Source organism: Streptomyces sp. NPDC093598, assembly GCF_044764825.1.
In the GTDB taxonomy this organism is placed as follows: domain Bacteria; phylum Actinomycetota; class Actinomycetes; order Streptomycetales; family Streptomycetaceae; genus Streptomyces.
On sequence record NZ_JBIWIV010000003.1, the window covers coordinates 489,193 to 512,499 of the forward strand.

Annotated in this window: 25 protein-coding genes; 16 read left to right on the forward strand and 9 right to left on the reverse strand. The window is 71.3% G+C overall.

Annotated elements, in window-relative coordinates; all coding sequences use genetic code 11:
- Window positions 1–352 precede the first annotated feature (352 nt).
- Window positions 353–688 carry a hypothetical protein gene (locus ACIRDU_RS14030; protein WP_031142435.1) on the forward strand — a complete coding sequence of 112 codons (336 nt, stop codon included), beginning with the start codon at window positions 353–355 and terminating at the stop codon, window positions 686–688.
- A 167-nt stretch (window positions 689–855) separates the two neighbouring features.
- Here the strand turns inward: ACIRDU_RS14030 and ACIRDU_RS14035 are convergent, their stop codons facing one another.
- Window positions 856–1,272: a pyridoxamine 5'-phosphate oxidase family protein gene (locus ACIRDU_RS14035; protein WP_062928194.1), complete on the reverse strand. Its 417-nt coding sequence runs from the start codon at window positions 1,270–1,272 to the stop codon at window positions 856–858.
- A 104-nt stretch (window positions 1,273–1,376) separates the two neighbouring features.
- On the opposite strand from ACIRDU_RS14035, the gene clpB reads away from it, so the two are divergent.
- On the forward strand, window positions 1,377–3,974 hold the full coding sequence (gene clpB / locus ACIRDU_RS14040) for an ATP-dependent chaperone ClpB (protein ID WP_403578423.1): 2,598 nt from the start codon (window positions 1,377–1,379) through the stop codon (window positions 3,972–3,974).
- A 4-nt stretch (window positions 3,975–3,978) separates the two neighbouring features.
- Here the strand turns inward: clpB and ACIRDU_RS14045 are convergent, their stop codons facing one another.
- Entirely contained in the window at window positions 3,979–4,452 is a 474-nt protein-coding gene (locus ACIRDU_RS14045) for a hypothetical protein (protein WP_403578426.1), read from the reverse strand.
- 165 nt (window positions 4,453–4,617) lie between these two features.
- On the opposite strand from ACIRDU_RS14045, the gene ACIRDU_RS14050 reads away from it, so the two are divergent.
- Window positions 4,618–5,145 carry a YbjN domain-containing protein gene (locus ACIRDU_RS14050; RefSeq protein WP_033310117.1) on the forward strand — a complete coding sequence of 176 codons (528 nt, stop codon included), beginning with the start codon at window positions 4,618–4,620 and terminating at the stop codon, window positions 5,143–5,145.
- 114 nt (window positions 5,146–5,259) lie between these two features.
- Here the strand turns inward: ACIRDU_RS14050 and ACIRDU_RS14055 are convergent, their stop codons facing one another.
- Window positions 5,260–5,715 (reverse strand): ATP-binding protein, encoded by a 456-nt coding sequence (locus tag ACIRDU_RS14055; RefSeq protein WP_403578429.1) that lies wholly within the window; start codon window positions 5,713–5,715, stop codon window positions 5,260–5,262.
- Window positions 5,716–5,891: 176 nt separating this feature from the next.
- Between ACIRDU_RS14055 and ACIRDU_RS14060 the strand changes: the two genes are divergently transcribed.
- The 7 genes from ACIRDU_RS14060 (at window position 5,892) to ACIRDU_RS14090 (ending at window position 10,069) form a co-directional block, all read left to right on the forward strand.
- The gene (locus tag ACIRDU_RS14060) at window positions 5,892–6,809 is read left to right on the forward strand and encodes a Scr1 family TA system antitoxin-like transcriptional regulator (protein ID WP_403578431.1); all 918 of its coding nucleotides are present in this window, start codon (window positions 5,892–5,894) and stop codon (window positions 6,807–6,809) included.
- Complete coding sequence (locus ACIRDU_RS14065) at window positions 6,769–6,903, forward strand: DUF397 domain-containing protein (RefSeq protein ID WP_403578434.1); 135 nt, start codon at window positions 6,769–6,771, stop codon at window positions 6,901–6,903. Before ACIRDU_RS14060 ends, ACIRDU_RS14065 begins: the two co-directional genes overlap by 41 nt.
- A gap of 262 nt (window positions 6,904–7,165) precedes the next feature.
- Complete coding sequence (locus ACIRDU_RS14070; protein ID WP_403578436.1) at window positions 7,166–8,041, forward strand: hypothetical protein; 876 nt, start codon at window positions 7,166–7,168, stop codon at window positions 8,039–8,041.
- A 97-nt stretch (window positions 8,042–8,138) separates the two neighbouring features.
- Window positions 8,139–8,795: a DUF433 domain-containing protein gene (locus ACIRDU_RS14075; RefSeq protein ID WP_403578439.1), complete on the forward strand. Its 657-nt coding sequence runs from the start codon at window positions 8,139–8,141 to the stop codon at window positions 8,793–8,795.
- Complete coding sequence (locus ACIRDU_RS14080; RefSeq protein WP_403578440.1) at window positions 8,785–8,913, forward strand: hypothetical protein; 129 nt, start codon at window positions 8,785–8,787, stop codon at window positions 8,911–8,913. Before ACIRDU_RS14075 ends, ACIRDU_RS14080 begins: the two co-directional genes overlap by 11 nt.
- Window positions 8,873–9,028, forward strand: a complete 156-nt coding sequence (locus tag ACIRDU_RS14085; protein WP_403578443.1) for a hypothetical protein — start codon at window positions 8,873–8,875, stop codon at window positions 9,026–9,028. Before ACIRDU_RS14080 ends, ACIRDU_RS14085 begins: the two co-directional genes overlap by 41 nt.
- Window positions 9,029–9,349: 321 nt before the next feature.
- On the forward strand, window positions 9,350–10,069 hold the full coding sequence (locus ACIRDU_RS14090; RefSeq protein ID WP_403578446.1) for a response regulator transcription factor: 720 nt from the start codon (window positions 9,350–9,352) through the stop codon (window positions 10,067–10,069).
- A gap of 14 nt (window positions 10,070–10,083) precedes the next feature.
- On the opposite strand, the gene ACIRDU_RS14095 is transcribed toward ACIRDU_RS14090, so the two are convergent.
- Window positions 10,084–11,721, reverse strand: coding sequence for a sensor histidine kinase (locus tag ACIRDU_RS14095; protein ID WP_403578449.1), 1,638 nt, complete (start codon window positions 11,719–11,721; stop codon window positions 10,084–10,086).
- A gap of 290 nt (window positions 11,722–12,011) precedes the next feature.
- On the opposite strand from ACIRDU_RS14095, the gene ACIRDU_RS14100 reads away from it, so the two are divergent.
- A complete protein-coding gene (locus tag ACIRDU_RS14100) occupies window positions 12,012–12,371 on the forward strand; it encodes an SH3 domain-containing protein (protein WP_403578451.1) in 360 nt (119 codons plus the stop codon).
- Between the two features lie 103 nt (window positions 12,372–12,474).
- On the opposite strand, the gene ACIRDU_RS14105 is transcribed toward ACIRDU_RS14100, so the two are convergent.
- From ACIRDU_RS14105 to ACIRDU_RS14125, 5 genes are all read right to left on the reverse strand, one after another.
- Window positions 12,475–13,785 (reverse strand): ABC transporter permease, encoded by a 1,311-nt coding sequence (locus ACIRDU_RS14105; RefSeq protein ID WP_403578454.1) that lies wholly within the window; start codon window positions 13,783–13,785, stop codon window positions 12,475–12,477.
- Window positions 13,782–14,492, reverse strand: coding sequence for an ABC transporter ATP-binding protein (locus tag ACIRDU_RS14110; protein WP_403578457.1), 711 nt, complete (start codon window positions 14,490–14,492; stop codon window positions 13,782–13,784). Before ACIRDU_RS14110 ends, ACIRDU_RS14105 begins: the two co-directional genes overlap by 4 nt.
- The gene (locus tag ACIRDU_RS14115; protein WP_403578460.1) at window positions 14,489–15,751 is read right to left on the reverse strand and encodes a peptidoglycan-binding protein; all 1,263 of its coding nucleotides are present in this window, start codon (window positions 15,749–15,751) and stop codon (window positions 14,489–14,491) included. Before ACIRDU_RS14115 ends, ACIRDU_RS14110 begins: the two co-directional genes overlap by 4 nt.
- A 17-nt stretch (window positions 15,752–15,768) precedes the next feature.
- Window positions 15,769–16,347 (reverse strand): hypothetical protein, encoded by a 579-nt coding sequence (locus ACIRDU_RS14120; RefSeq protein ID WP_403578463.1) that lies wholly within the window; start codon window positions 16,345–16,347, stop codon window positions 15,769–15,771.
- A 419-nt stretch (window positions 16,348–16,766) separates the two neighbouring features.
- Window positions 16,767–17,966: a pyridoxal phosphate-dependent aminotransferase gene (locus ACIRDU_RS14125; RefSeq protein ID WP_403578466.1), complete on the reverse strand. Its 1,200-nt coding sequence runs from the start codon at window positions 17,964–17,966 to the stop codon at window positions 16,767–16,769.
- A 128-nt stretch (window positions 17,967–18,094) separates the two neighbouring features.
- Between ACIRDU_RS14125 and ACIRDU_RS14130 the strand changes: the two genes are divergently transcribed.
- From ACIRDU_RS14130 to ACIRDU_RS14150, 5 genes are all read left to right on the forward strand, one after another.
- Window positions 18,095–18,373: a hypothetical protein gene (locus tag ACIRDU_RS14130; RefSeq protein ID WP_403578469.1), complete on the forward strand. Its 279-nt coding sequence runs from the start codon at window positions 18,095–18,097 to the stop codon at window positions 18,371–18,373.
- Window positions 18,374–18,940: 567 nt separating this feature from the next.
- Window positions 18,941–19,468, forward strand: a complete 528-nt coding sequence (locus tag ACIRDU_RS14135; protein ID WP_403578472.1) for a DUF2617 family protein — start codon at window positions 18,941–18,943, stop codon at window positions 19,466–19,468.
- A 162-nt stretch (window positions 19,469–19,630) separates the two neighbouring features.
- Window positions 19,631–21,286, forward strand: coding sequence for a polyamine aminopropyltransferase (locus ACIRDU_RS14140; RefSeq protein ID WP_403578475.1), 1,656 nt, complete (start codon window positions 19,631–19,633; stop codon window positions 21,284–21,286).
- A 125-nt stretch (window positions 21,287–21,411) separates the two neighbouring features.
- Window positions 21,412–22,239, forward strand: a complete 828-nt coding sequence (locus ACIRDU_RS14145; RefSeq protein ID WP_403578478.1) for an SRPBCC family protein — start codon at window positions 21,412–21,414, stop codon at window positions 22,237–22,239.
- A 271-nt stretch (window positions 22,240–22,510) separates the two neighbouring features.
- Window positions 22,511–23,299, forward strand: a complete 789-nt coding sequence (locus ACIRDU_RS14150; RefSeq protein ID WP_403578481.1) for an aldose 1-epimerase — start codon at window positions 22,511–22,513, stop codon at window positions 23,297–23,299.
- The last annotated feature ends 8 nt before the right edge of the window (window positions 23,300–23,307 follow it).

The following is a 23,307-nucleotide window of genomic DNA, read 5'->3' on the forward strand; positions in this document are numbered from 1 at the left end:
CTTAGTCCGATTTGATGCCAAATCTCCACCCCCCAGGGTCCTGAACATGCAGGAACATGATGCATCGATTGTGTGGCCATGACGTGCCCGAATGAGCCATCGTCGTATGCGACGGGGGAAAAGGGGACCTTCAAGTGAGGACGAAGCCGACTATGCGTAACAGAATGCTTCGCTCGGTGCTTGTCGCCGCCTTCTCCGCCGTTGTAGCCCTCGGTGCGCTGAGTGGCTTCTCCGATGTGAAGGACGATGTTCGGGCGAACAGCAGCTGGCCGTCCGTCGCCGTGAACGGCACTCACGGAGCGGAGAACAGCAGCTGGCCGAGCTCCGGGGCAGCCGGATCCGGGAGCTGACCGTGACCACTCCACCCGACGACCGCTCATTCCGTCGTGAAATGGCCACCGCCTACCGCTCCGGCTGGCACTTCATCGACCTGGTCACCGCCATCCCCCACAGCGGTGACTCGTTGATGGTGACCGTGTTCGGCGAGCCGGTGGTCGTCACGCGGGACGAGGACGAGGACGTACGGGCGTACCGGTGTCTGCGGCGGCCTCGGGGGGCGCCGCAGCCAGTGCGATGTGCCGTACGGTACGGAATGATCTTTGTGAACCTGGACCAACGGGACCACCAGCAGGTGGAGGCCGACTCCCCTGCCCCGAGGACCATCTCTGCCACCCCCCGCAGTGCCTGACGCGATTCCCCCGTCGTAACAGATCGCTCAGGTGCTTCCCCCCGCAGCGGCGTCACCGTGACCTGAACACGGTGACGCCGCTGCAGTTTTCGGGGACATTTCCGCGTATCGACCCGATCCGGTGGTGGCTGGATCCAGTCGATCACCGGTGTGGATTTTCACTTCGCTCAACCTCGCCCCATCGCCCGTGTCAGGTGGATCTCGATCACCACGCGCGCCGGGTTCGGCGACGGCGTCCTGCCGTAGCGCTCCGCGTAGCGCCGTTCCGCCTCGGCCACCCGGTCCGGTTCGTCGTGGACGAAGGCCCGGCCCTCCAGCGTCGCCCAGCGGCGGCCCTCCAGCTGGCAGACGGCGACGGCCGCCCCTTGGTCCCCGGCCGCCCGCACGTACCGCACCTTGGCGCTCGCCCGGTTGGTGATCACCCGAGCGAGACGGGCCTCGGGATCGTATGTGACCCCGACGGGTACCAGGTGCGGAGTGCCGTCCGGGCGGGGAGTCGTCAGGGTGCACAGGTGCCGCTCCCGCCAGAAGCTGAGATACGACGGGTCCGGAGCGCCCGGGTCCACGGAGTACTTGGTCGCCATGGCCCGGAACTTAGACCCTCCGGCCCTCCCGGAACCGCCCTTGAGTGCACTAGACTCAACTTTGTGCAAGCCGTTCGGGTCAGTGCAAGGAGGAGAACGCGAACGTGGACGCCGAGCTGACCAACCGGAGCCGGGACGCGATCAACGCTGCCAGCAACCGGGCCGTGACCGAGGGACACCCCGACCTCACCCCCGCCCATCTGCTGCTCGCGCTGCTCCAGGGCCAGGACAACGAGAACATCACCGACCTGCTCGCCGCGGTCGACGCCGACCAGGCCGCCGTGCGCGCCGGAACGGAGCGCGTGCTCGCCGGGCTGCCGAGCGTGACCGGCTCGACCGTCGCGCCGCCCCAGCCCAACCGCGAGATGCTCGCCGTCGTCGCCGACGCGCAGGCCCGCGCCAAGGACCTGGGCGACGAGTACCTCTCCACGGAGCACCTCCTCATCGCCCTCGCCGCGAAGGGCGGCGCGGCCGGCGAGGTGCTGTCCCAGCAGGGGGCGGACGCCAAGAAGCTCCAGGCCGCTTTCCAGAAGACGCGAGGGCAGCGACGCGTGACCACGGCCGACCCCGAGGGGCAGTACAAGGCCCTGGAGAAGTTCGGGACCGACTTCACCGCCGCCGCGCGGGAGGGCAAGCTCGACCCGGTCATCGGCCGGGACCAGGAGATCCGCCGCGTCGTGCAGGTCCTGTCCCGCCGGACCAAGAACAACCCCGTCCTCATCGGCGAGCCCGGCGTCGGCAAGACCGCCGTCGTCGAGGGGCTCGCCCAGCGGATCGTGAAGGGTGACGTGCCCGAGTCGCTGAAGGACAAGCGGCTCGTCGCGCTCGATCTCGGGGCCATGGTCGCGGGCGCCAAGTACCGGGGCGAGTTCGAGGAGCGGCTCAAGACCGTCCTCGCCGAGATCAAGGACTCCGACGGGCAGATCATCACCTTCATCGACGAGCTGCACACCGTCGTCGGGGCCGGTGCCGGCGGCGACTCCGCCATGGACGCCGGGAACATGCTGAAGCCCATGCTGGCCCGCGGCGAGCTGCGCATGGTCGGTGCCACCACGCTCGACGAGTACCGCGAGCGGATCGAGAAGGACCCCGCCCTGGAGCGGCGCTTCCAGCAGGTGCTGGTCGCCGAACCGACCGTCGAGGACTCCATCGCGATCCTGCGCGGGCTCAAGGGACGCTACGAGGCCCACCACAAGGTGCAGATCGCCGACAGCGCGCTGGTCGCCGCCGCGTCGCTCTCCGACCGGTACATCACCTCCCGCTTCCTGCCCGACAAGGCCATCGACCTCGTCGACGAGGCCGCCTCCCGGCTGCGCATGGAGATCGACTCCTCGCCCGTCGAGATCGACGAACTCCAGCGTGCCGTCGACCGGCTCAAGATGGAGGAGCTGGCGATCGGCAAGGAGACCGACGCGGCCTCCCGCGAGCGCCTGGAGAAGCTGCGCCGCGACCTCGCCGACAAGGAGGAGGAGCTGCGCGGCCTCACCGCCCGCTGGGAGAAGGAGAAGCAGTCCCTCAACCGCGTCGGTGAGCTGAAGGAACGCCTCGACGAGATCCGCGGCCAGGCCGAACGCGCCCAGCGCGACGGCGACTTCGACACCGCCTCCAAGCTCCTCTACGGCGAGATCCCCGCCCTGGAGAAGGAGCTGGAGGCCGCCTCCGAGGCCGAGGAGGAGGTCGCCAAGGACACCATGGTCAAGGAGGAGGTCGGCGCCGACGACATCGCCGACGTCGTCGCCTCCTGGACCGGCATCCCCGCCGGGCGTCTGCTGGAAGGGGAGACGCAGAAGCTGCTGCGCATGGAGGACGAGATCGGCAAGCGGCTCATCGGCCAGACCGAGGCCGTACGGGCGGTGTCGGACGCCGTACGCCGCTCACGGGCCGGGATCTCCGACCCGGACCGGCCCACCGGCTCCTTCCTCTTCCTCGGCCCGACCGGCGTGGGCAAGACCGAACTCGCCAAGGCCCTCGCCGACTTCCTCTTCGACGACGAGCGGGCCATGGTGCGCATCGACATGTCGGAGTACAGCGAGAAGCACAGCGTGGCCCGGCTGGTCGGCGCCCCGCCCGGATACGTCGGCTACGAGGAGGGCGGCCAGCTCACCGAGGCCGTGCGCAGGCGGCCGTACTCCGTCGTCCTGCTGGACGAGGTGGAGAAGGCGCACCCCGAGGTCTTCGACATCCTGCTCCAGGTGCTGGACGACGGGCGGCTGACGGACGGCCAGGGTCGTACGGTCGACTTCCGCAACACCATCCTGGTGCTGACGTCGAACCTCGGCAGCCAGTACCTGGTCGACCCGGTGACCAGCGAGCAGGAGAAGAAGGAGCAGGTCCTGGAGGTGGTGCGGACCTCCTTCAAGCCGGAGTTCCTCAACCGCCTGGACGACCTGGTCGTCTTCGCCGCGCTGACCAAGCCCGAGCTGGAGCGCATCGCGAAGCTCCAGCTGGAGCGCCTGGCCAAGCGGCTCGCCGAGCGGCGGCTCACCCTGGACATCACGCCCGAGGCCCTGGCCTGGCTCGCCGAGGAGGGTATGGACCCGGCGTACGGCGCCCGGCCGCTGCGGCGCCTCGTCCAGTCCGCCATCGGCGACCGGCTCGCCAAGGAGATCCTGTCCGGGGAGGTCAAGGACGGCGACACGGTCCGGGTGGACCGCTTCGAGGACGGGCTGCTGGTGGGCCCGGCCACGGGCAAGACGCTGTAGGACGTCACATCGTGAACGCCGAGAAGCGCACCAGCGCCGTCTCGGCGTTCACGTACTCCACCCGCACCTGCACCACGTGTGCCTCCGCCGCGCCGGGCAGGCCGTTCTCGTGGGTCACGTCGAGGCAGAGCGCCCCGCAGGAGCCGCCGCCCGTGCGGGGCTCCGGGGCGTCCGGGTACGTCTCGCCCAGCCAGTCGCGGACGTCCTCGCGCGGCATCCGCAGCACTGCCGAGTACGACGTGTCGATGCCCCGCTGCACGGCGCAGTCGTGGGCGTGGGCGTTCGCGGGGCGCTCTGCGGCGCCGAAGGCCAGGGCCTCCGGGCAGGGAACCGCCGCCGCGCCCGCCCGGGTGCCGTCGTCGTCCGAGTCGGCCCACAGGAACAAGCCGACGATCAGAAGGCCCAGGCCCACGACCGGCAGTGCCAGGAACGGGAGGACGATCCCCCACCGGGTATGACCCCTGTCCGCTGCCCGCATGTGCACCGCCCCCTCCGTCCGCTGCTCAGCAGGACGGTTGTGGGTACCCGGAGGTTGCCGTTGACCGGATCGTGTCAGCCGAGGGCTGACAGGGTCTGTCGGGGCTTGCCACCCCCCTCCCCGCATGGGGGAGGATGGCGGAATCCGTACGAAGGGAAATTCACGGTGACCATCGACCCGTCCTCGATTCCGAACTTCGGGGGCCAGCCCGAGCCGCAGCCCGGCGGTCCGGCCGGCCCCGTCGTCCCGGATCAGGACCTCGTGAAGCAGCTCCTCGACCAGATGGAGCTCAAGTACGTCGTCGACGACGAGGGAGACCTCGCGGCGCCGTGGGAGCAGTTCCGCACCTACTTCATGTTCCGTGGAGAGGGAGACCAGCAGGTCTTCTCCGTGCGGACGTTCTACGACCGGCCCCACGAGATCGAGGCCAAGCCGCAGATCCTGGAGTCGATCGACGACTGGAACCGCCGGACGCTGTGGCCCAAGGTCTACAGCCACACCCACGACGACGGCACGGTCCGGCTGATCGGCGAGGCCCAGATGCTGATCGGCATGGGCGTCAGCCTGGAGCACTTCGTCTCCTCGACGGTCAGCTGGGTGCGCGCCGCGATCGAGTTCGACAAGTGGCTCATCGAGCAGCTCGGTCTCGAGGAGGAGATCAACGAGGCGGAGAAGCCCGAGGACGACGAGTAGGCCCTCCCGCCCGGGCTTTTGCGGCGCGTCGGTGCGTACGAACGGGTACGCGCTGCACGCGCCGTACGCCATTTTTCGGGCTCCGCCACCTCCCCTCCTCGCCGAGCGGGCAGATCAGCTCCCAAGACGCAGCTCCGCCCATACCGTCTTGCCCACCGGGCTGCGAGGCGTCGACCCCCAGCGCTCGGCCAGGACGTCCACCAGGAGCAGCCCCCGCCCGCACTCACCATCGGGAGACGACGAGGGCGCGGCCGTAGGCAGCCGCTTCGTGGAGGCGGCGTCGGCGACCTCGACACGCAGCATGCCCGCGGCCAGGTCCAGGACCAGCCGCAGACCGAATTCCCGGCCGGGAACCCGACCGTGCTGTACGGCGTTCGCGGCGAGTTCGCCGACGACGAGGGCGACCGCGCAGGAGACGTCCGACGCCGGCGGGTGGCCCCGTTCCCCCATCCACCGGACGGCGTGACGCCGGGCGAGCCGCGCACCACGCGGGGAGGAGGGGCACTGCACCGTGAGCGACCGGAGTTCACGCTGCGGCATGTCTCCCGGGGTGGCGGTTTCTGTCAGCACGGCCTGTCCGTCCCTTTCCGTCGGCTCGAGGCGCTCCGCTGCGCACGCGAGTCATCACGTTCCGTACTCAAGGATCGGCCGATCGCCCTACGCTCGACAGGGGGCGCAGCCTTACTTGTGAGGCCGTAAGGAACGGAAGTGATGCCTTGGCCAACGGAATTGACCCCAGTGCGTCGATGGCCGCGCTGTTCGGTGCGCGGGTGCGCAGGCTCCGGACAGCGGCGGGGCTGACCCAGGCCGAGCTGGGCGAGCGGACGCATGTGGTGAGCACGCGCATCACGCAGATCGAGCGCGCGTCCGGAGCGAAGCCGACGCTGGAACTGGCGCGTGCGCTGGACGCGGCACTCGGTGCTGACGATCTCTTGGTCGAGTTGTGGCCGTACGTGTACCGGGAGGCGTTTCCGGACTGGTCGCGGAAGTTCATGCAGTACGCGGAGCGGGCGGTGGCCGTCCGGCAGTATGCGGCTCACGTGGTGCCCGGTTTGTTGCAGACGGAGGACTACGCGCGGGCGGTACTCAGCCTGGACGCCCTGTTGGACGGTGAAGAGCAGTTGGAGGAGCGCGTCGCAGCCCGTATGGGACGGCAGGATCGGCTGAGTTCGCCCGAACGGCCAGAGCTGTGGGTGGTCCTGGACGAGGCAGTACTGAGGCGTCCGATCGGTGGCCAGGCCGTGATGCGGAAGCAGTTGGCGCGTCTGCTCGACGCTGCGGTGGAGCGGTACATCACCGTACAGGTACTGCCGTTCGACCAGGGCGGACACGAGGCAATGGGCGGTTCGCTGACGATCCTGCACCTGCCGGACGGCTCAGAGATGGCCTACACCGAGGGCGCGGACTATGGCCAACTCATCGAGGAACCGGCCAATGTCGGTCGCTACAAGGTGATTTACGATCGGCTGCGGGCGGCAGCCCTGCCCCCGGTCACGTCACTCGACATGATCCGGTCCACGATGGAGGGCGACTACCGTGGCTCGAATGTCCCGTCCCGATCTGAACGACGCCGCCTGGCGCAAGAGCAGTTACAGCAATCAGGCGGGCGGCGACTGCGTGGAGGTGGCCGAGGGGTTCCGAGGGGCCGTCGTCCCGGTCCGTGACAGCAAGGCCCCGGCAGGTCCGGCGCTGTGCTTCGAAGCCGCTGCTTGGGCCGCCTTCATAGGCGAGTTGAAGGACGCGCGCCACCGTCGCTGAGGCGGCTTGCGGACGCACCGGGCCCCTTGTCCGCGAGGGTCCGGTAGGCCACTGACCTCCAGAAAGAAACGGGGGAAAGAACTACCCGCCCACCCACCCTCCCGGCGCCGGAAGGCGGGCGTCACCCGTCCGAGTGACCGGCTTGCAGGTGCGGCTAACGGGCCGTTACGTTCGCCGCGACAACCGCAAACAGATACGGCCCCCGGCCGGGACGGCAATCCCGAACGAGGGCCTGACCGATCAGGAAGTAGAGCCCTTCCCGATGGCTGACCCGCAGTCTAACGCGCGCCTGCGCGCCGACGCCGGAGCTCCGACTACCGGCGTGATCCACGTACGCACCCGCCTCACCGCCGACTTCACGGTGATCTCCAACGCCCTCGCCCAGCGACGCGGCAGCGCGGTCACGATCGGCGTCGCGGCGTACATCGCCTCCCTGCCCGACGGCTCCCCCGTCACCATCACCGCCCTGTGCGAGCACTTCAGCGAGGGCGAGATCCTCATCTCGCGAGCGCTCAGGGAACTCGAATCGGCCGGATACCTGGAGCGCCGCCGCGAACGGACACCCATCGGGCAGGTGCGTACCCGGACGTACTTCTACGACGTACCGCGCGGCGAAGGCCCTGACGACCCGCCCGAGCCGCCGAAGCCCCGGCCACGGAAGCGGCCCACCGTCCCGGAAACCCGACGGGAAGCGGCGTCCGCTCCCGCTCCTGAGGAGCTCGGCAGCCCGGCACCCGCACTCGCCGACGCCGACCCCGAGGCGGTCGCCGTACTGACCGCCCTGCGCCGGGTCGACCCCCGCCTCGTCCTCTCCGCCCACGAGGCCGCCCGACTGGCACCGGCCGTCGCCGAGTGGCTCGGGGCCGGTGTCGGGCCGCGGGAGATCACGGAGCTGCTGACCGTACGGCTCCCCGACCGCTTCCGGGCTCGCCCGGCAAGCGTCCTTGCCTTCCGCCTCCGGGAGACCCCGCTGCCGTTGCCATCCCCTGCACCGCTCCCGCCGAGCGTCGAGCGCCCGGCTGTCCTGCCCTTCCAGACCTGCGACGGCTGCGAGCGTGCCTTCCGCGCCCCGGGGCCCGGACACTGCCGGAGCTGCCGGGACCGTCTCGCCGGGGAATGTCTGCGTGCGGCGGGCTGAGCGGGTGGGCTGGTGTGCCGTCCGCCCCTGGGTGGCAGGCTTGATGTGCGACGATGCGAAACGCGGTACCGGGCATCACGGTGGGAGGAGGTGGGGCATGGTCGACAGGTTCAGAGACGGACTTCTGACTCCCACCGAAACGGCCTCCTACCTGGAGATTCCGCAGTCGACGCTCCATTCGTGGCTGAGGGGCAGGGCTGCAGGGGCCCCCCTGGTTCATCAGGTCGAGCCGCTGCGCAAGGGCCAGCCCTCGGTGCCGTTCATCGCGGTCGCCGAGGCTCACGTCCTCCGTTCGCTGCGCTCCCTCGGGCTCCGGATGAGTGAGATCAGGGAAGCCGCCGCCGCCGTACGGGACGCCTTCGCCACGCCGTACGGCCTCGTGTCGAAGCGGATCGCGACGGACGGCGTGGACATCTTCGTCGAGCATGGCCTCGGCGATCTCCGCAGGGCCCGAGACGGTCAGGCGCCCATCCACGAGGTGGTCTCCGACTATCTCCGCTACCTGAACTGGGAACCCGACGACGACTTCCCCTCCAGCCTGCGGCTGAGGCAGTACCCGGACTCCGTACCCGTCGTGATCGACCCGAGGTTCGGACACGGGACGCCCGTCGTGGCCGCGAACCGTGTCGCGGTCAAGGCCATCATCGACCTTTGGGAGGCCGGGGAGAGCGTCGAGGACATCGCGTACGACTTCGACATGACGCCCGAGCAGGTTCACGAGCTGTGCCGGGCAGTGGTGCGCCTTGCCGCCTGAGTTCTTCCTCGACCGCAATCTCGGACGTCGTGTCGCGGAGGGGTTGCGGGCGTGCGGCTGGATCGTTCACCGCATCGGTGACGTCTTCCCCCGAGGACGGACAGGACGTCGCCGATGAGGAGTGGATCGCGCACGGTCTCGACCAGTCGTGGGTGCCGCTTTCGAAAGACGGCCGGATCAAGAGCCGGTCGAACGGCTTGACGCCCACCGTGAGGCGATCCACCGGGCAGTGAGCAGGGGCGGTCCTGCTGCCTACGCGGTACGACGCGACCGCATCGAGCGCACCTGGCCGCTCTGATCGATTCGGCTCCATCTGCCGTGGCTTCCGCCCGCCCGGCTGTCCGGGAACAGCCTCCCGGGGACCCGGGGAGCTACTCCCGGCCGCCGGTGATCAAGTGATCACCACAACGGATGCCGCCCACGCCGAAGGATGGTCCGCTCGCGGTACTGTGCAGCGAGTGCGGTCGGCCTGGGATTTCCCGGAGGTGGGAATTCCGGCGGCGCGTTGATATCAACGGTGCTGGAATCGTGCAGGGCCTCACTGAGGAGAATCGTTGAGCGCGCGCATCCTGATCGCCGAAGACGACGAAAAACAATCTCGTCTCATCCGGATTTATCTGGAACGGGAAGGCAACGCGGTGCAGGTCGTGGCCGACGGCAGGGCAGCGCTGGAACGGGCGCGTTCGACGGGGCTGGATCTCATCGTTCTCGATGTGATGCTGCCGCTCGTCGACGGCCTCGACGTATGCCGCATTCTGCGGGCGGAAGCCTCCGAGGTACCGATTCTGCTGCTGACTGCCCGCAGCACCGAGGAGGACATGCTTCTCGGCCTCGATCTGGGGGCCGACGACTACCTCACCAAGCCCTACAGTCCCCGCGAACTCACCGCCCGGGTACGGGCGCTGCTGCGGCGCTCCAGGAAAGGCGGCGCGGCCGGGAGCGAGGTGCTGCGGGTCGGCACGGTCGAACTGGACACCGCCCGCTTCGAGGTCCGGGTGGCGGGCCGTCCGGTGGCGCTGACCTCCAAGGAGTTCTCGATCCTGGAGACTCTGGCCCGCAAGCCGGGGCGGGTGTTCACCCGGGCCCAGATCATCGAGTACGCCTTCGGCTTCGACAGCGATGTACTCGAGCGCACGGTGGACGCCCATGTGCGCAACCTGCGCCGGAAACTGGGGGACGACCCGGCCCGGCCACGCCATCTGGAGACCGTGTACGGCCGGGGGTACCGCCTGCTGGACAGCTCAGCCCCCACCCAAGCGCTCCCGGGATCCTGACCGGGGGCGATCAGTCAGCGGCGGCCGGCGGCCGGCGGCCGGCCCGTGGAGAGCGCGACAGTGAAGGTCGTGCCCACGCCGACGGCGCTCTCCACGTCGATCGTCCCCTGGTGATCGGTCACGATCTGGCGGGCGATGGACAGCCCCAGGCCACTCCCTCCGGTGGCGCGGCCCCGTGCCGCGTCCGCCCGCCAGAAGCGGTTGAAGAGATGTGGCAGGTCCTCGGCGGGTATGCCCTTGCCGGTGTCCCGCACCTGAATGAGCGCAAGATCGCCGCTCCGGACCAGGGCGAGTGTCACCGTGCCGCCCGGTGCCGTGGCCCTCAGGGCGTTGCCGACCAGATTGCCGACGACCTGGCGCAGTCGGTCGGCGTCGGCGATGACGTACACAGGTTGTGGCGCCTCCAGCCTCAGCGTGACACCCGCCGCGTCGGCCTGGGCGCGATGGGCCGTGCCGGCGGCTTCGAGGAGCTCGCGCAGGTCGACGCGCGCGCGGTGGTAGGTGAGTGCACCGGCCTCGGCCAGCGCGAGATCCTGTAGGTCGTCCACGATCCGCTGCTGCAGCAGTGCCTCCTCGTGGAGGGAATCGAGCAGCTCGGGGGTCGGTTCGACGATCCCGTCCCGCAGGGCCTCCAGATAGCCGCGCAGATTGGCCAGCGGGGTGCGCAGCTCGTGGGCGATGTCACCGGTGAGGCGGCGCTGGCGTTCCTCGCCGGCCTGTATGGAGTCCGCCATCCGGTTGAAGGCACGGCCGAGTTGGGCGATCTCGTCCCGGCCGGAGACGGGGACCCGCCGCCCCAGGTCTCCCTCGCCCAGCCCCCCGGCGGCCAGGGTCATGGCACGGACGGGGCGCAGCACGGCCCGGCTCAGGAGCAGGGCGCCGACCACGGCGGCGAGGGCGACGCCCCCGGCGACGGCCACGGTGGGTGTTGCGGCCAGGGTGGGCGGGGACTCGTCCCGGACGCCGAGACGGATCTCCAGGCGTGGCGGGGCGGCGGAGCCCACGCGCTCGTTGAACACCCGCTGCAGGCAGGTGAGGAACCGCTGCTCGGGCTCGCAGGTCCTGATCGCCACGAGGTCCTGCGAAGTCCGCGGGTCCGGTTCGCCTGTCGGCTCCTTGCACTGTTTCGGCGGGCGCTCTGCGCGGATCCGCGGCACGCCGGTGTCGTCCGGCCGGGCCGTCACCTCGGCCCCCGCCCGGGTCAGACAGGCCGCGTACGCCGTTTCGGCGCGGTACTGGGCGATCGCGGTCGCCGTCAGCTTCATCGAGGTCCGCGGTATCTGTCCCGCAGGGATCCGCAGGAGGGGACGCGGGTCGACCAGCACCGGCGGCTGGCTGCTCACCGGGCGGGGGGCACGGCCCTGGAGCACGTCGGAATCGGCGAGCAGGACGTCGTTCTCGGTGGCGACCCGGATGCGCTGGCCGGTGTCCTTGGCCAGGCGGCTCACCGTCGGTGAGAGGCCCTCCCAGGTGCCGTGCGCGACCCCGTACGCGCGGAGCTCGCCGGTGATCCGGGAGACCTCCTGCCGTCCCGCGGTGACACTCTCCTGGACCTGGCGGTTCGCCTGACGCAGGGTCAGCCAGGCGGTGGCGGCGGTGGCGGTCATCGCGACCAGCATCAGCAGGCCGAGTACCCGGAGCCTGAAGCTCATCGCGTGCCACCACCGGGAGGTGTGAGGCGCGGGCGTCGGATGCTCGTCAAGAGGGCGCCTTGGGCCAAAAAGACGTGAGAGCGGCGCATTTTCGCTCGTGACATTTTCGGTCCCCCGTCGACAGGATCTGGACAGATGTGGGCGGAATTATTTCTTCAGGATTTTTGTGACTGCGATTGTACTGACGCCACTTGCTCACCGTTTGATGCAGTGGTGGCTGTTTTGCTCAGGTGCCAAGCGGTGCCCGGGGAAGCAGTGCCAGCAGAAAAAGGATTCATGGGGGTACAGAAATGAAGCGTCGACTCGCGGCTGTCGTACCTGCCCTTGCGGCGGTGGCCATGGCCGTCCCGCTCGCCCTCTCCACCCCGGCCTCCGCGGCCGCGTCCTGCGGCAGGACCGCCTCCGACATGGACAGCAGCGCCTGGAACAGGACGGCCAACGGCGCCAACCAGAGAAGCGGATCGAGCACCAGCTGCGCCAGCAACGGCATCGCCTACAACACCCACCGCCTCGACTACCACTGCTACACGCGCATCGGCAGCACCGATGAGACCTGGACGTACCTCCGGAACGACACGACCGGTAGGTCCGGCTGGGTCCGCGACGACCTGCTGAGCGACGGCGGCAGCCTCGTCTACTGCGGCTTCTAGAACCCCGCCGGCACTCCCGCGGGAGTGCTGAGCAGGCCGGGTGATAGTGCGTCAGGGGCGGTCTCGTCGAGGCCGCCCCTGACCCGTACGACGGGCGGGCCGCTCAGGATCCGGACAGGGCCTCCGTCGGTGACAGCCGGCTCGCCCGTACCGCCGGATACAGTCCGGCGATCATGCCGATGACGAGGGTGCAGCCGATCCCCGCCGCACTCGCCCACACCGGGACGACCGTCGGCCAGTCGCGGCTGAGGGCGTAGGCCGCCGTGATCACGGTCCCCAGCACCGTCCCTCCGAGCCCGCCGATGAGCGACAGCAGCAGCGACTCCGTCACGAACTGGGTCCTGATCTGGCCGCGGGTCGCCCCCAGCGCCCGGCGCAGGCCGATCTCCGGGCGCCGCTCCAGGACCGAGATGACCATCGTGTTGCCGACCCCCACGCCCCCGACGAGCAGGGCCACGCCACCGAGGCCGAGCAGCAGCCCGGTCAGCGCCGACTCGGTGGCCTCGCGGGCGGCGAGCGCGTCGGAGGGCCGGGAGATGCGGACCTGGCCCGGTTTCTCCGGGTACGCCGTGGCCGGCAGCACGGCCCGTACCTCCGCGACCTGGCTGTCCTCGGCGCGGACATAGACCGTCGACGGATGGCCGTCGAAGCGCAGGTACGTCCGCGCCGCCGGCCAGCCGACCAGCGCCGCGCTGTCGAGTTCCGGCGCGAGCGGTACCGGATCGAGGACGCCGACGAGGGAGAACCAGCGGCCGCCGAGCCAGACACGGGTCCCCGGCGTGTACACGTCGAGCCGCCCCGCTGCCGTGGAGCCGAGCACGACCGCCGGGTACTCCTCGGTCGCGGAGTCCAGCCAGCGGCCCCGGCGGACGTGGCCGCCGACTGCCGGCAGCAGGTCCCTGTCGGCCGCGAGGACCTCGAGGGAGCCGGTGCGGCCGATGGCGATGTGCTCATTGCGGTAGATGTGTGCGGCGGTTGCGCCCGTGGCGGCGACCTGCTGCACGGGCGGGATGCGGCCGATCATCGCGACGGCCTCGTGGGGCAGCTTGGCCTCGGTGCCGTCGAGCGTGTCGCCGGGGGCGACCCGCAGCAGGTTGGTGCCGAGCGCGTCGAGTCGGCGGTCCACCTCCGACCGGCCGGAGCCGGAGATTCCGACCACCGCGATCATGGCGGCGACGCCGATCGCGATCCCGAGCGCGGAGAGGAAGACCCGCAGGGGACGAGTCCGCAGCCCGGTCCCGCCGAGTCGCACGATGTCCTGGGGACCGAGGCGGGCGGCCCGCAGCCCGCCGCCCGTGCCACCGACGGCACCGCTCGCGCGCCCGCGGCGACGTCCGGCGTTCCTGCGGGGGCCGGACGGCAGGGTGGGTGGGGCGTCGTCCATGGGGAGGCCGTTCGTCGTACCGTCGGTCATCGGACCGCCTCGCTCGGCGCGTCCGTGGTCGTGGTGTCCGCCACCACGCGGCCGTCGCGCATCTCGATACGGCGGGGCAGCCCGGCCGCGATCTCCCGGTCGTGGGTGATGATCACGACCGTGGTCCCGGCGGCGTGCAGCTCGCGCAGCAGACCGAGTACGGCCTCCCCGGAAGCGGAGTCCAGGTTGCCGGTCGGCTCGTCCGCCAGCAGGACCGCCGGTTCGCCGATCACCGCCCGGGCCACCGCCACCCGCTGGCGCTCGCCGCCGGACAGCTGGTGCGGGAGGTGGTGGACGCGGTGGCTGAGGCCGACCCGTTCCAGCGCCACCGCCGCCCTGGCCCGGCGGCGGCGTGGCGGTACCCCGGCGTACAGCAGCCCGTCGGCCACGGAGTCCAGGACCGGAACCCCTACCGCCAGATGGAACTGCTGGAAGACGAAGCCGATCCGGGTGGCCCGCAGAGCCGACACCTCACGGTCGGTCAGCTCCGCCACGTCGTGGCCGTCGACCAGCACCCGCCCGGCGGAGGGCCGGTCGAGGCTGCCCATGAGATTCAGCATGCTGGACTTGCCCGAGCCCGACGGGCCGACGACCGCGACGAGTTCGCCACGCCCGACGCTCAGGCTCACGTCCCGTACCGCCGCCACACCACCGGGGTACGTCTTGGAGACCCCGTCGAACTCCACGACCGCCGACGCTCCGCTCACTCGGGGATCCTCACCTTCATGCCCTCGCGAACCGCGCTCCCGCTCACTTCCACCCGGCCGTCCGCGAAGAGCCCGGTCTTCACCGCGACGAACCGGCCGTCCGCGGTCTCCAGGCCGTGGCCGCCCTCGGCAAGGGCGACCAGCGCGGCGACCGGGACGGTGAGGACGTCCGCCCGTTCCCGCCCCACGTACTCGACGGTGACCGGCGCGCTCTCCAGCCTTCCCACGGATTTCTGGTCGTCGATGGTGATGGTCACCGGAACCGTCGGTGCCCCGGCGCCGCCCTCCCCGCCTCCCTCCTCGGGGTCGGTCGCCCTCTTCCCCACCGAGGCCACCTCGCCCTTCACCGATTTCCCGTCGGGCAGGTCGATCGCGACGGCGGCGCCGCGCACGGCCCAGGAGTCCTCCGCCGCCGAGGCGTTGACGACGACCTTCCGAGACGTACCGGTGTACGTGAGGACGTCCTCGGTGACCGCCGAGCCGAGCCGGACACCCGCGTGGCCGATCCGCACCTTGCCGACGGAGTAGACGACGTCCCCGACGCCGACCGTGCCGGTCTGGGGAAGCCCGAGGGATCTCTGCCAGCGCTTGACCGCGCGGGCGGTGAGGTCGGTGAACTCCTCGTCGACGGTGAAACCGGTGTAGCCGAGAGCGGCGAGATTGCTCTCGAACTGCAGGACGTCCATCCCGCGCAGCGTGCCCCCTGTCCTTCCGGCCCCGGCGCCCCCCGGCGTCGGCGATCCGGAGGGAGCCGGGGCCTGGGAGGCGTCGCCCGTGGGGCCCTGGTCATCCGTGCCCTGGGCGTCCCCTTTGGTCCCGGCGTCCTGCCGGGTGCCCTGCCGGGTGCCCGTGGTCAGGCCCAGGTCCCGGTACATCGGCAGCGTCCCGTACAGCAGCACCACCGGCCGGTCGTCGACGCGCAGCAGAGTGCCGCCGCGCTCCACCGTGCTGCCCTCCGTGGGCAGCCAGGTCACGGTGCCCGTCGACTTGACCGGCAGCGGTATCTCGGTGCCGTAGCCCAACTGGCCGTCCACCGTGGTGCGTTCGGTCAGTGTTGCCCGGGTGACCGGGACGGTGGAGCCGGAGCGGGGCGGGGCGGAGGAGCCGTTCTCCGCGCCGCCTCCGCCGAGGCCCAGCGCACCGACCACGGCGACCGCCGCCACGACGACAAGAGCCGAGGCCACCAGGACCGTACGCCGGCCGCGCCGTCCGCGCGGCGGCGGCGCGGGAGCCGCCCCGTGCTCGTGATCGGTCTGCATGACCGTCTCCGTCATCGTCAGCCCTTGCCCGCGGGCTGGTCCACCGGGTCGCCGATGATCGGAGCGCAGACCCGGGTGGCCCGCTTGGCTCCCGCCGACGTCTGGTCCCACTCGGAGCCCTGCGCGGTCCCGTCGGGGCCGGGATCGGGGAAGTCGGGGGCGCCGTTCTTCTGCATGCAGTCGGCGTAGTCACGCTTGATCTTGATCTGCTCGGGGGTGAGCTCGGGCTGGTTGGCGTTCTCGAGGCTCTCGGGGACGGCCGCCTTGAGCGAGGCGCACTTCTCGGAGGCGTTCAGGAACTTCGTGTCCTTCTTCAGCGCCGCGTTGTCGCCGAAGTCGACCTGCCCCTTGGCGTCCGGGTCGGGGGCGTCGACCCCGTTCTCCCGCAGGCACTTCACCCACTCGCGCTGGGCGTTCACATACGCGGACACGTCGTCGCCACCGCCCGGGGCTGCCGTCTTGCCGGACGCCGCGGACGCGTTGTCGCCGTCGGCCGTCGGGACCTTCGGAGCGTCGCCCTCGCCGCCGCAGCCGGCCAGGGTGATCACCATGACCGACGCCGTCACCACGGCCATCAGCACCCGGTTCGTCCTCATCGGTTCTCCCGCCTCCTGTCGGCCCGACCGCGGGCGCGGCGGGCAGCCCGACCGTAGGCCGGAGGTGATGAAGAACCTTTGAAGAACCTGTTACCCGATCATGCGGGCGCGCTTCGGGCGGGGCGCCACGTCACGGCAGCCGGCGACTCCCGCTCGACGGCGGCGCAGAACCGACCACTCTGCTTCCGTGGCCATGAAGTACGTCCCCTGGGGGCGGTGGACCTCGAAGGCCGCGTCAGCCAGGCGCACGGCGAGCGGGTCGTGCCGGCAGGGGAAAATGAGGTCACGAAGCCAGGCGCCGCAGCCGAACGGCGGCCTCGTGGAGAACGTCGTCCCTCTTGCAGAAGGCGAAGCGGACCTTGCTGGGCCGACCGGAGCCGAAAAGAAGGCCAGGGACGACCGGCCTCCTCTGACGGTGGTCAGCGCTCGACTGCCTTGCGGAGCCGTTCCGTCGCGTCCGCCAGCACCTCGATGCGCTTACAGAATGCGAACCGGACGTAGGGTGCCCCCGTCTCTTTGTGGTCGTAGAAGACCGCGTTCGGGATGGCGACGACCCCGGCGCGCTCCGGCAGGCCGCGGCAGAAGGCGAAGCCGTCACTCTCGCCGAGGGGGCGGATGTCGGTCGTGATGAAGTAGGTGCCCGAGGGGCGGAAGACGCGGAATCCAGCCTTCTCCAGGCCCGCCGCCAGCAGGTCCCGCTTGGCCAGCATGTCGGCCCGGAAGTCCGCGAAGTACGACTCGGGCAGCGACAGCGCCTCGGCGATCGCGTACTGGAACGGGCCCGCCGAGACGTACGTCAGGTACTGCTTCGCCGAGCGCACGGCCGTGACCAGCTCCGGGGCCGCCGTGATCCAGCCGACCTTCCAGCCGGTGAACGAGAACGTCTTGCCGCTGCTGGAGATGGTGACCGTCCGCTCGCGCATCCCCGGGAACGTCGCCAGCGGCACGTGCTCGGCGTCGTCGAAGACCAGGTGCTCGTACACCTCGTCCGTCACCACCAGCAGGTCGCGCTCCACCGCCAGCTCGGCGATCGCGGCCAGCTCCTCGCGCGTGAGGACCGTGCCGGTCGGGTTGTGCGGGGTGTTGATCAGCAGCAGCCGGGTGCGGTCGGTGACGGCGCCGCGCAGCTCGTCGAGGTCGAGACGGAAGCGGCCCTCGTCCTCGTGCGCGCGCAGGGTGACCGGCACCCGGCGCCCGCCCGCCATGGCGATGCACGCCGCGTACGAGTCGTAGTACGGCTCGAAGGCGATCACCTCGTCACCGGGCTCCAGCAGGGCCAGCAGGGCGGCGGCGATGGCCTCCGTGGCGCCGGCGGTGACCAGGACCTCGGTGTCGGGGTCGTAGGACAGGCCGTAGCGGCGCTGCTGGTGGGCGGTGACCGCGGTACGCAGCTCCGGGACGCCGGGGCCCGGCGGGTACTGGTTGCCGCGGCCGTCCCGCAGGGCCCGTACGGCGGCCTCCCGGATCTCCTCGGGGCCGTCGGTGTCGGGGAAGCCCTGCCCGAGGTTGACGGCGCCGGTGCTCAGGGCCAGGGCGGACATCTCGGCGAAGATCGTCGTCCCGAACTCGGCGAGCCGGCGGTTCAGGAAGGGGCGCGCGCTGGAGGTCATGCCGGTCATCCTGCGCCGAAGCTCTGGAGTTCCTCAACTCTGCTTTGGGCCGTGCGCGGGGAGGGCATCACCGCCTCACGCAAGAGCGAGGCGCCCACGGGGGGCCGCTTCGGGGGAAACGGAAGGAGGGTGACGCCATGATCGTAGGCATCATCCTGGCGGTGATCGGAGTCCTCTTCGTCGGGGCGCTGGTGTCCCTCGCACGTAGGGGCGGTTCGCGCGGAGGCGCCGGTCGGACGACGCGTCGCGGGGCGTGGGCGTCCACCGGTTCGAGCAGCAGCAGCAGCGGCAGCTGGTGGGCCGGCGGGGGAGACTCCGGCTCCTCCGGCGGCGACGGACACCACGGGGGACACTCCTGCGGCGGCGGCTCGTCCTGCGGGGGTGGTGGCGGTGGCTGCGGCGGCGGAGGCAGCTGACTGACGTCGGCCGTCCTCACGACGGGGGAAGCCGCAGCCACCGAACGCGGGGTCCGCACCTGGGCGGGCCCCGCGTCGTCATGTCCGGAGTCCCGGACGGATGGTCGCTCGAACTCCTGTCGGGCGCCTTCGGGTGGATCCTGGCAACGTCTCATGCCTGTAGGACAACTCGCGCCGAGCGCCCCGGGTACGGGTGTGACTCCGGCAACTGCGCGCGTCAAACGGTTCTTTCGGGAGCAGTCCCGAACCCCGGGCTCCCGTCCGTCGCGGTTCCGGGCGCGGATCACAGTGCACCGGCGCACGCCTCCCCGGCACCGGCGCACGCCGTGGTTGAACAGTTGAGCTGTGGAGCCCTCTGAGGGATGGAAACCCTACGAACTTGGGTAAAAACGCTGTGGCGGGGCCACCGTTCATGATTCCCTTTAAGCCACCGACGCAGCCCCTCGGACGTCCTGCGGACACCTTCCTGTAACCGGCCGACTGGGCTGACCCGGGCCGACATCCCCCGGTGCGACCGGGGCGCAGCGGACCCATCTCCCTCTCCTTGCGTGCTTGCGGAGCCGATCCATGCTCACGACCCTGAACACCTCCTACACCGACACGCGCGCGGCCGATCTCGCCTGGGCCCTGGGGCGCGAGCCGCTTCCCGCACTGGCCACGCTCGACCTCGAACTGATGGGCAGCAAACTGCAGTTGCGACTCCTCGGCGCGTCCCACCAGGTCCTGCTGGAGGAGAAGCGGGGCATCTGCTCGGAGACGGTGGCGTGCATCGCGGGCAGCAGCACTCCGCTGCCGCTCGGCGTCGCCAAGCGGGTGGGCGACTGGGAGTACGAGTTCGCGGCCCGGGTCGAGGTCCTCTCGCCCGGCTCCTTCGCGGGGCGCGCACAGGAGTTGCTGGCCCTCGTCTCCGACCATCCGCACGGCCTCGCCGGTGTCTTCCCCGGCAGCCCGCACGCCTTCACGGCCCTGCTCGCCCAGCACCACGAGGGGCAGGTGCACTGGCGGACCTGGCACGCCTACCCGCAGGACGGGCAGTTGGTGGCGACCCGTACAAGGGTGGGCGTGCGGGTACCGGCGGCGGTCCTCGCCGACTGACCCCGGGCGACTGCTGCCCGGCCGGCCGAACCGCATGCGGCCAACCGCATGCGGCCGATCGCATGCGGCCGATCGAGTCGCGTATCGAGATGCGGCCTCTGTAAACCAGCACCACACGTGTGGGTGACGAACCGCGGTCGAGGCGTGACGTAACGTCGCAGCGTGATCGAGCCGCACGCGCCCGCCCCACCCGGTTGCCCGCCGCCCCGGAGCGCCCCGGGCGGCCCCGGCGGCCCGGCGCGACTGCCCGTCCGGCCCGGCACCGGACGGTTCCTGGTGCTCGCGGGGGTGTTCGTCTGCGCCGCCTGCGGACTCGTGTACGAGCTGCAACTCGTCGCGATCGCCTCGTACTTGATGGGCGACTCCGTCACTCAGGCGTCCGTCGTGCTGTCCGTCATGGTCTTCGCGATGGGCATCGGCTCCCTCGCCGCGAAGCGGCTGTGCCGGCTCGCCGCGGCCGGATTCGGCGCTGTCGAGGCCACCCTCGCGCTCGTCGGCGGGTGCAGCGCGATGGCCCTGTACGCCGTGTTCGCGTGGACCGGCGACTGGGGCGGGGTGTGGGCCAGTGGGCCGCGCTGTCTGCTGGTCGCCTTCTCCCTGGCCACCGGACTGCTCATCGGCGCCGAGGTTCCGCTGCTGATGGAGCTGATCCAGCGCATCCGACGCCAGGACGCGGGCGGCGCGGTCGCCGATCTGTTCGCCGCCGACTACGTCGGTGCCCTCGTCGGCGGCCTCGCCTTCCCCTTCCTTCTTCTGCCGTTCCTCGGGCAGTTGACCGGCGCGCTGCTCACCGGCGCGGTCAACGCGGTCGTCGGCGGTGCGCTGGTGCTCGGCCTGTTCCGCCGGGACCTGACCCGGCGCGCCCGGTGGCTGCTGCTGCTCGGCAACGCCCTCGTCCTCGCGATCCTCGCCTCGGCCGCCGTCCTCGTCGACGATTTCGAACGGGCCGCGCGGCAGGCGGTGTACGGCGGGGACGTGCGCGTGGCACTCCAGACCGGAGTGCAGGAGGTCGTCCTCACCGGCGGTACGCACGGCAGGCCCCTCGACCTCTTCCTCGACGGCCGGCTGCGGGTCAGCGGACGCGACGAACTGCGCTACCACGAATCCCTCGTCCACCCCGCGATGAGCGGGCCGCACGCGCGCGTGCTGATCCTCGGCGGCGGCGACGGCCTGGCCACCCGCGAGGTGCTGCGCCACCCCGGAGTGGACCGGGTCGACGTCGTCGAACTGGACGCGGAGGTGGTCCGGCTGGCCCGCACCGACCCCGCCCTGTCCGCGCTCAACCAGCACGCTTTCGGCGACCCCCGCGTGCGGGTGACGACCGAGGACGCCTTCGGCCGGCTGCGCGGGGCGACCCCGGCGACGTACGACGTGGTCGTCTCGGATCTGCCGGACCCGGGCATCACGGCGAGCACGAAGCTGTACTCGCAGGAGTTCTACGGCCTGGCGCGGCGCGTGCTGGCCCCCGGCGGGCGGCTCGTGGTGCACGCCGGGCCGGTCGCTGCCCGCCCCCGGGTGTACTGGACGATCGAGGCGACGCTGCGCGCGGCCGGTTTCGACACCGCCCCGTACGGCACGGGCGGCCGTCGCGCCGGTGTCGCCGCCGGGCCCGGCCGTGCTCCCGCCGGCCGTTCCCCGGCGCCCCGGGACTGGGGTTTCGTCCTGGCCGCCCGCACGGACCCGCGGCCGCGGCTCGACCCGGACGGTCCGCGGCCGAGTGTCCTCACGGAGGCGTCCCTGGCGGCGGGGGAGCGGGCGGCGCGGGCGGAGCGGATCGCGGGGTTGCCGGCGTCGACACTGGTGCACCCGCGGTACTGAGCGGCCGGGAGTTGCTGTCGGCGGCCGGCGAGCGGGCCGGGAGGATACGCCTGGCGGGGGTGGTTGGGGGGTGAATCCCTCAGGCGGGGGTGCGTTTCGGGCTGTGCTGGGTAGAGTCCGTCGACATGGAGCACGAGGTGTTCGTTCCGGTTCCGGCGGAGCGGCTCAGGGAGGTGCTGGACGATCCCGCGCGGGTCGCCCGGGCTGTTCCCGGGCTCCAACAGGACGCCGGCGCCGAGCCGGTCGCCGGGCGGCTGAAGATCCGCGTCGGCAGCCACTCCGTCACGTACCGGGGTGCCGTACGGGTGTCCCGGCGGGGTGACGACGCGTACGCCGTCGAGGGCGAGGCGGAGGAGTCGCGCGGCAGCGGCTCGGTCAAGATCGCCCTGCGGATCGCGCTGCGCGAGGCGGAGGACGGCTGCACCGTCGTGTACGACGGCACGGCGTCCGCGGACGGCCGGATCAAGGACTTCCCGGCGGACGCGGTGGAGGGGGCGGTCGCCCGGTTGCTGAACCGTTTCGCGGAGCACCTGGCCGCGTCGTCCCCGGCCGGGGGCGACGAGGGGACGGGGGCGCAGGCCGGTGAGGAAACCGCTGCCGATTCCGGTCCCGCCGAGGAACCCCCGGCTCTCACCGAGGAACCCCCGGCCCCCGAGCGCCCCTCCGTCTTCGGCGCGGACGTTCCGCCCTCCTCCCTCGGACCCGCGGACGAGGAGGACGAGGACGACGAGGACGACGAGGAGGACATCGCCGAAGCGGCGCACGCGCGGCGGACCATGATCGGGCGCAGTGCCGAGGAGGTGGACCACGCGCCGCCGCGCGGCCGGTACGCCCCCGTACCCGCGCCGCAGACCGTGACGCCCCCGGCCCCGCTGCGCTGGGCGGCCCCCGCGGCGGCACTGGCGCTGGCATCGGCCATCGTGGCGGTCCGGGCCCTGCGCAGACGCCGCTGAGCGGCTGCCGCGTGCCGGGGGGCCGATGGGGCCAGTGCGTATCCGTGTCGGGCGGTTGGGTGCTGCCGCGTGCCGGCTGGCGGGCGCTGGGCGCTGGGCGCCGGTTCAGCCAGTGCGCCTCTTCGCCGGAGGCCCGAGCGCCGCTGCATGCCGGGGCCGGTTCCGTCAGGGCGCATCCTCGCCGGAGGCCACCGCGTGGGCCGGGTGGACATGGCCGAAGCATCCCGCAACCCGTGAGGCCCACTTGATCACCCCACAGTAGGGTCGTCTCGTGAGTGACGAAGACATCACGCTGACCGCGGGTGACGCGGAGGTGACCGTGCAGCCGGGCAACGGCGGCCGGGTCGGAGGGCTGCGGATCGGCGGCGTCGAACTGCTCCGCCAGGGTGAGCGTTTCGGGTGCTTCCCGATGGTGCCCTGGTGCGGACGGATCCGGAACGGGCGGTTCCTGGACGGCGCCGAGGTGCGGCAGATGCCGCTGAACGCCCCGCCCCACGCCATCCACGGCACCGTCCGCGACAGCGCCTGGCGCACCGCCCGCACGAGCACGGACGAGGCCGTCCTCACCTGCGAGCTCGTCGCTCCCTGGCCCCACCCGGGGCTCGTCACCCAGATCGTCGCCCTCACCGAGGACGCGCTGACGCTGACCATGTCCGTCGAGACGTACGAGTCGTCCTTCCCGGCGCAGATCGGCTGGCACCCCTGGTTCAACCGGAACCTCGGCGGCGAGGACGTGACCCTCGACTTCACCCCCGCCTGGCAGGAGGAGCGCGGCGAGGATCATCTGCCCACCGGCAACCGCCTCGACCCGAAGCCCGGCCCCTGGGACGACTGCTTCGGGATGCCCGGCGGCGTCGAGGCGACCCTGACCTGGCCCGGGCAGCTGGAGCTCAAGGTGGCCAGCCGGGAGGAGTGGGTCGTCGTCTACGACGAGCAGCAGGAGGCCGTGTGCGTGGAGCCGCAGACCGGCCCGCCCAACGGGCTCAACACCATGCCGCGCCTGGTCACGCCCCTGGAGCCGCTGGAGGCCACCACGACCTGGAGCTGGCGCCGCCTCTAAGCTGGGCG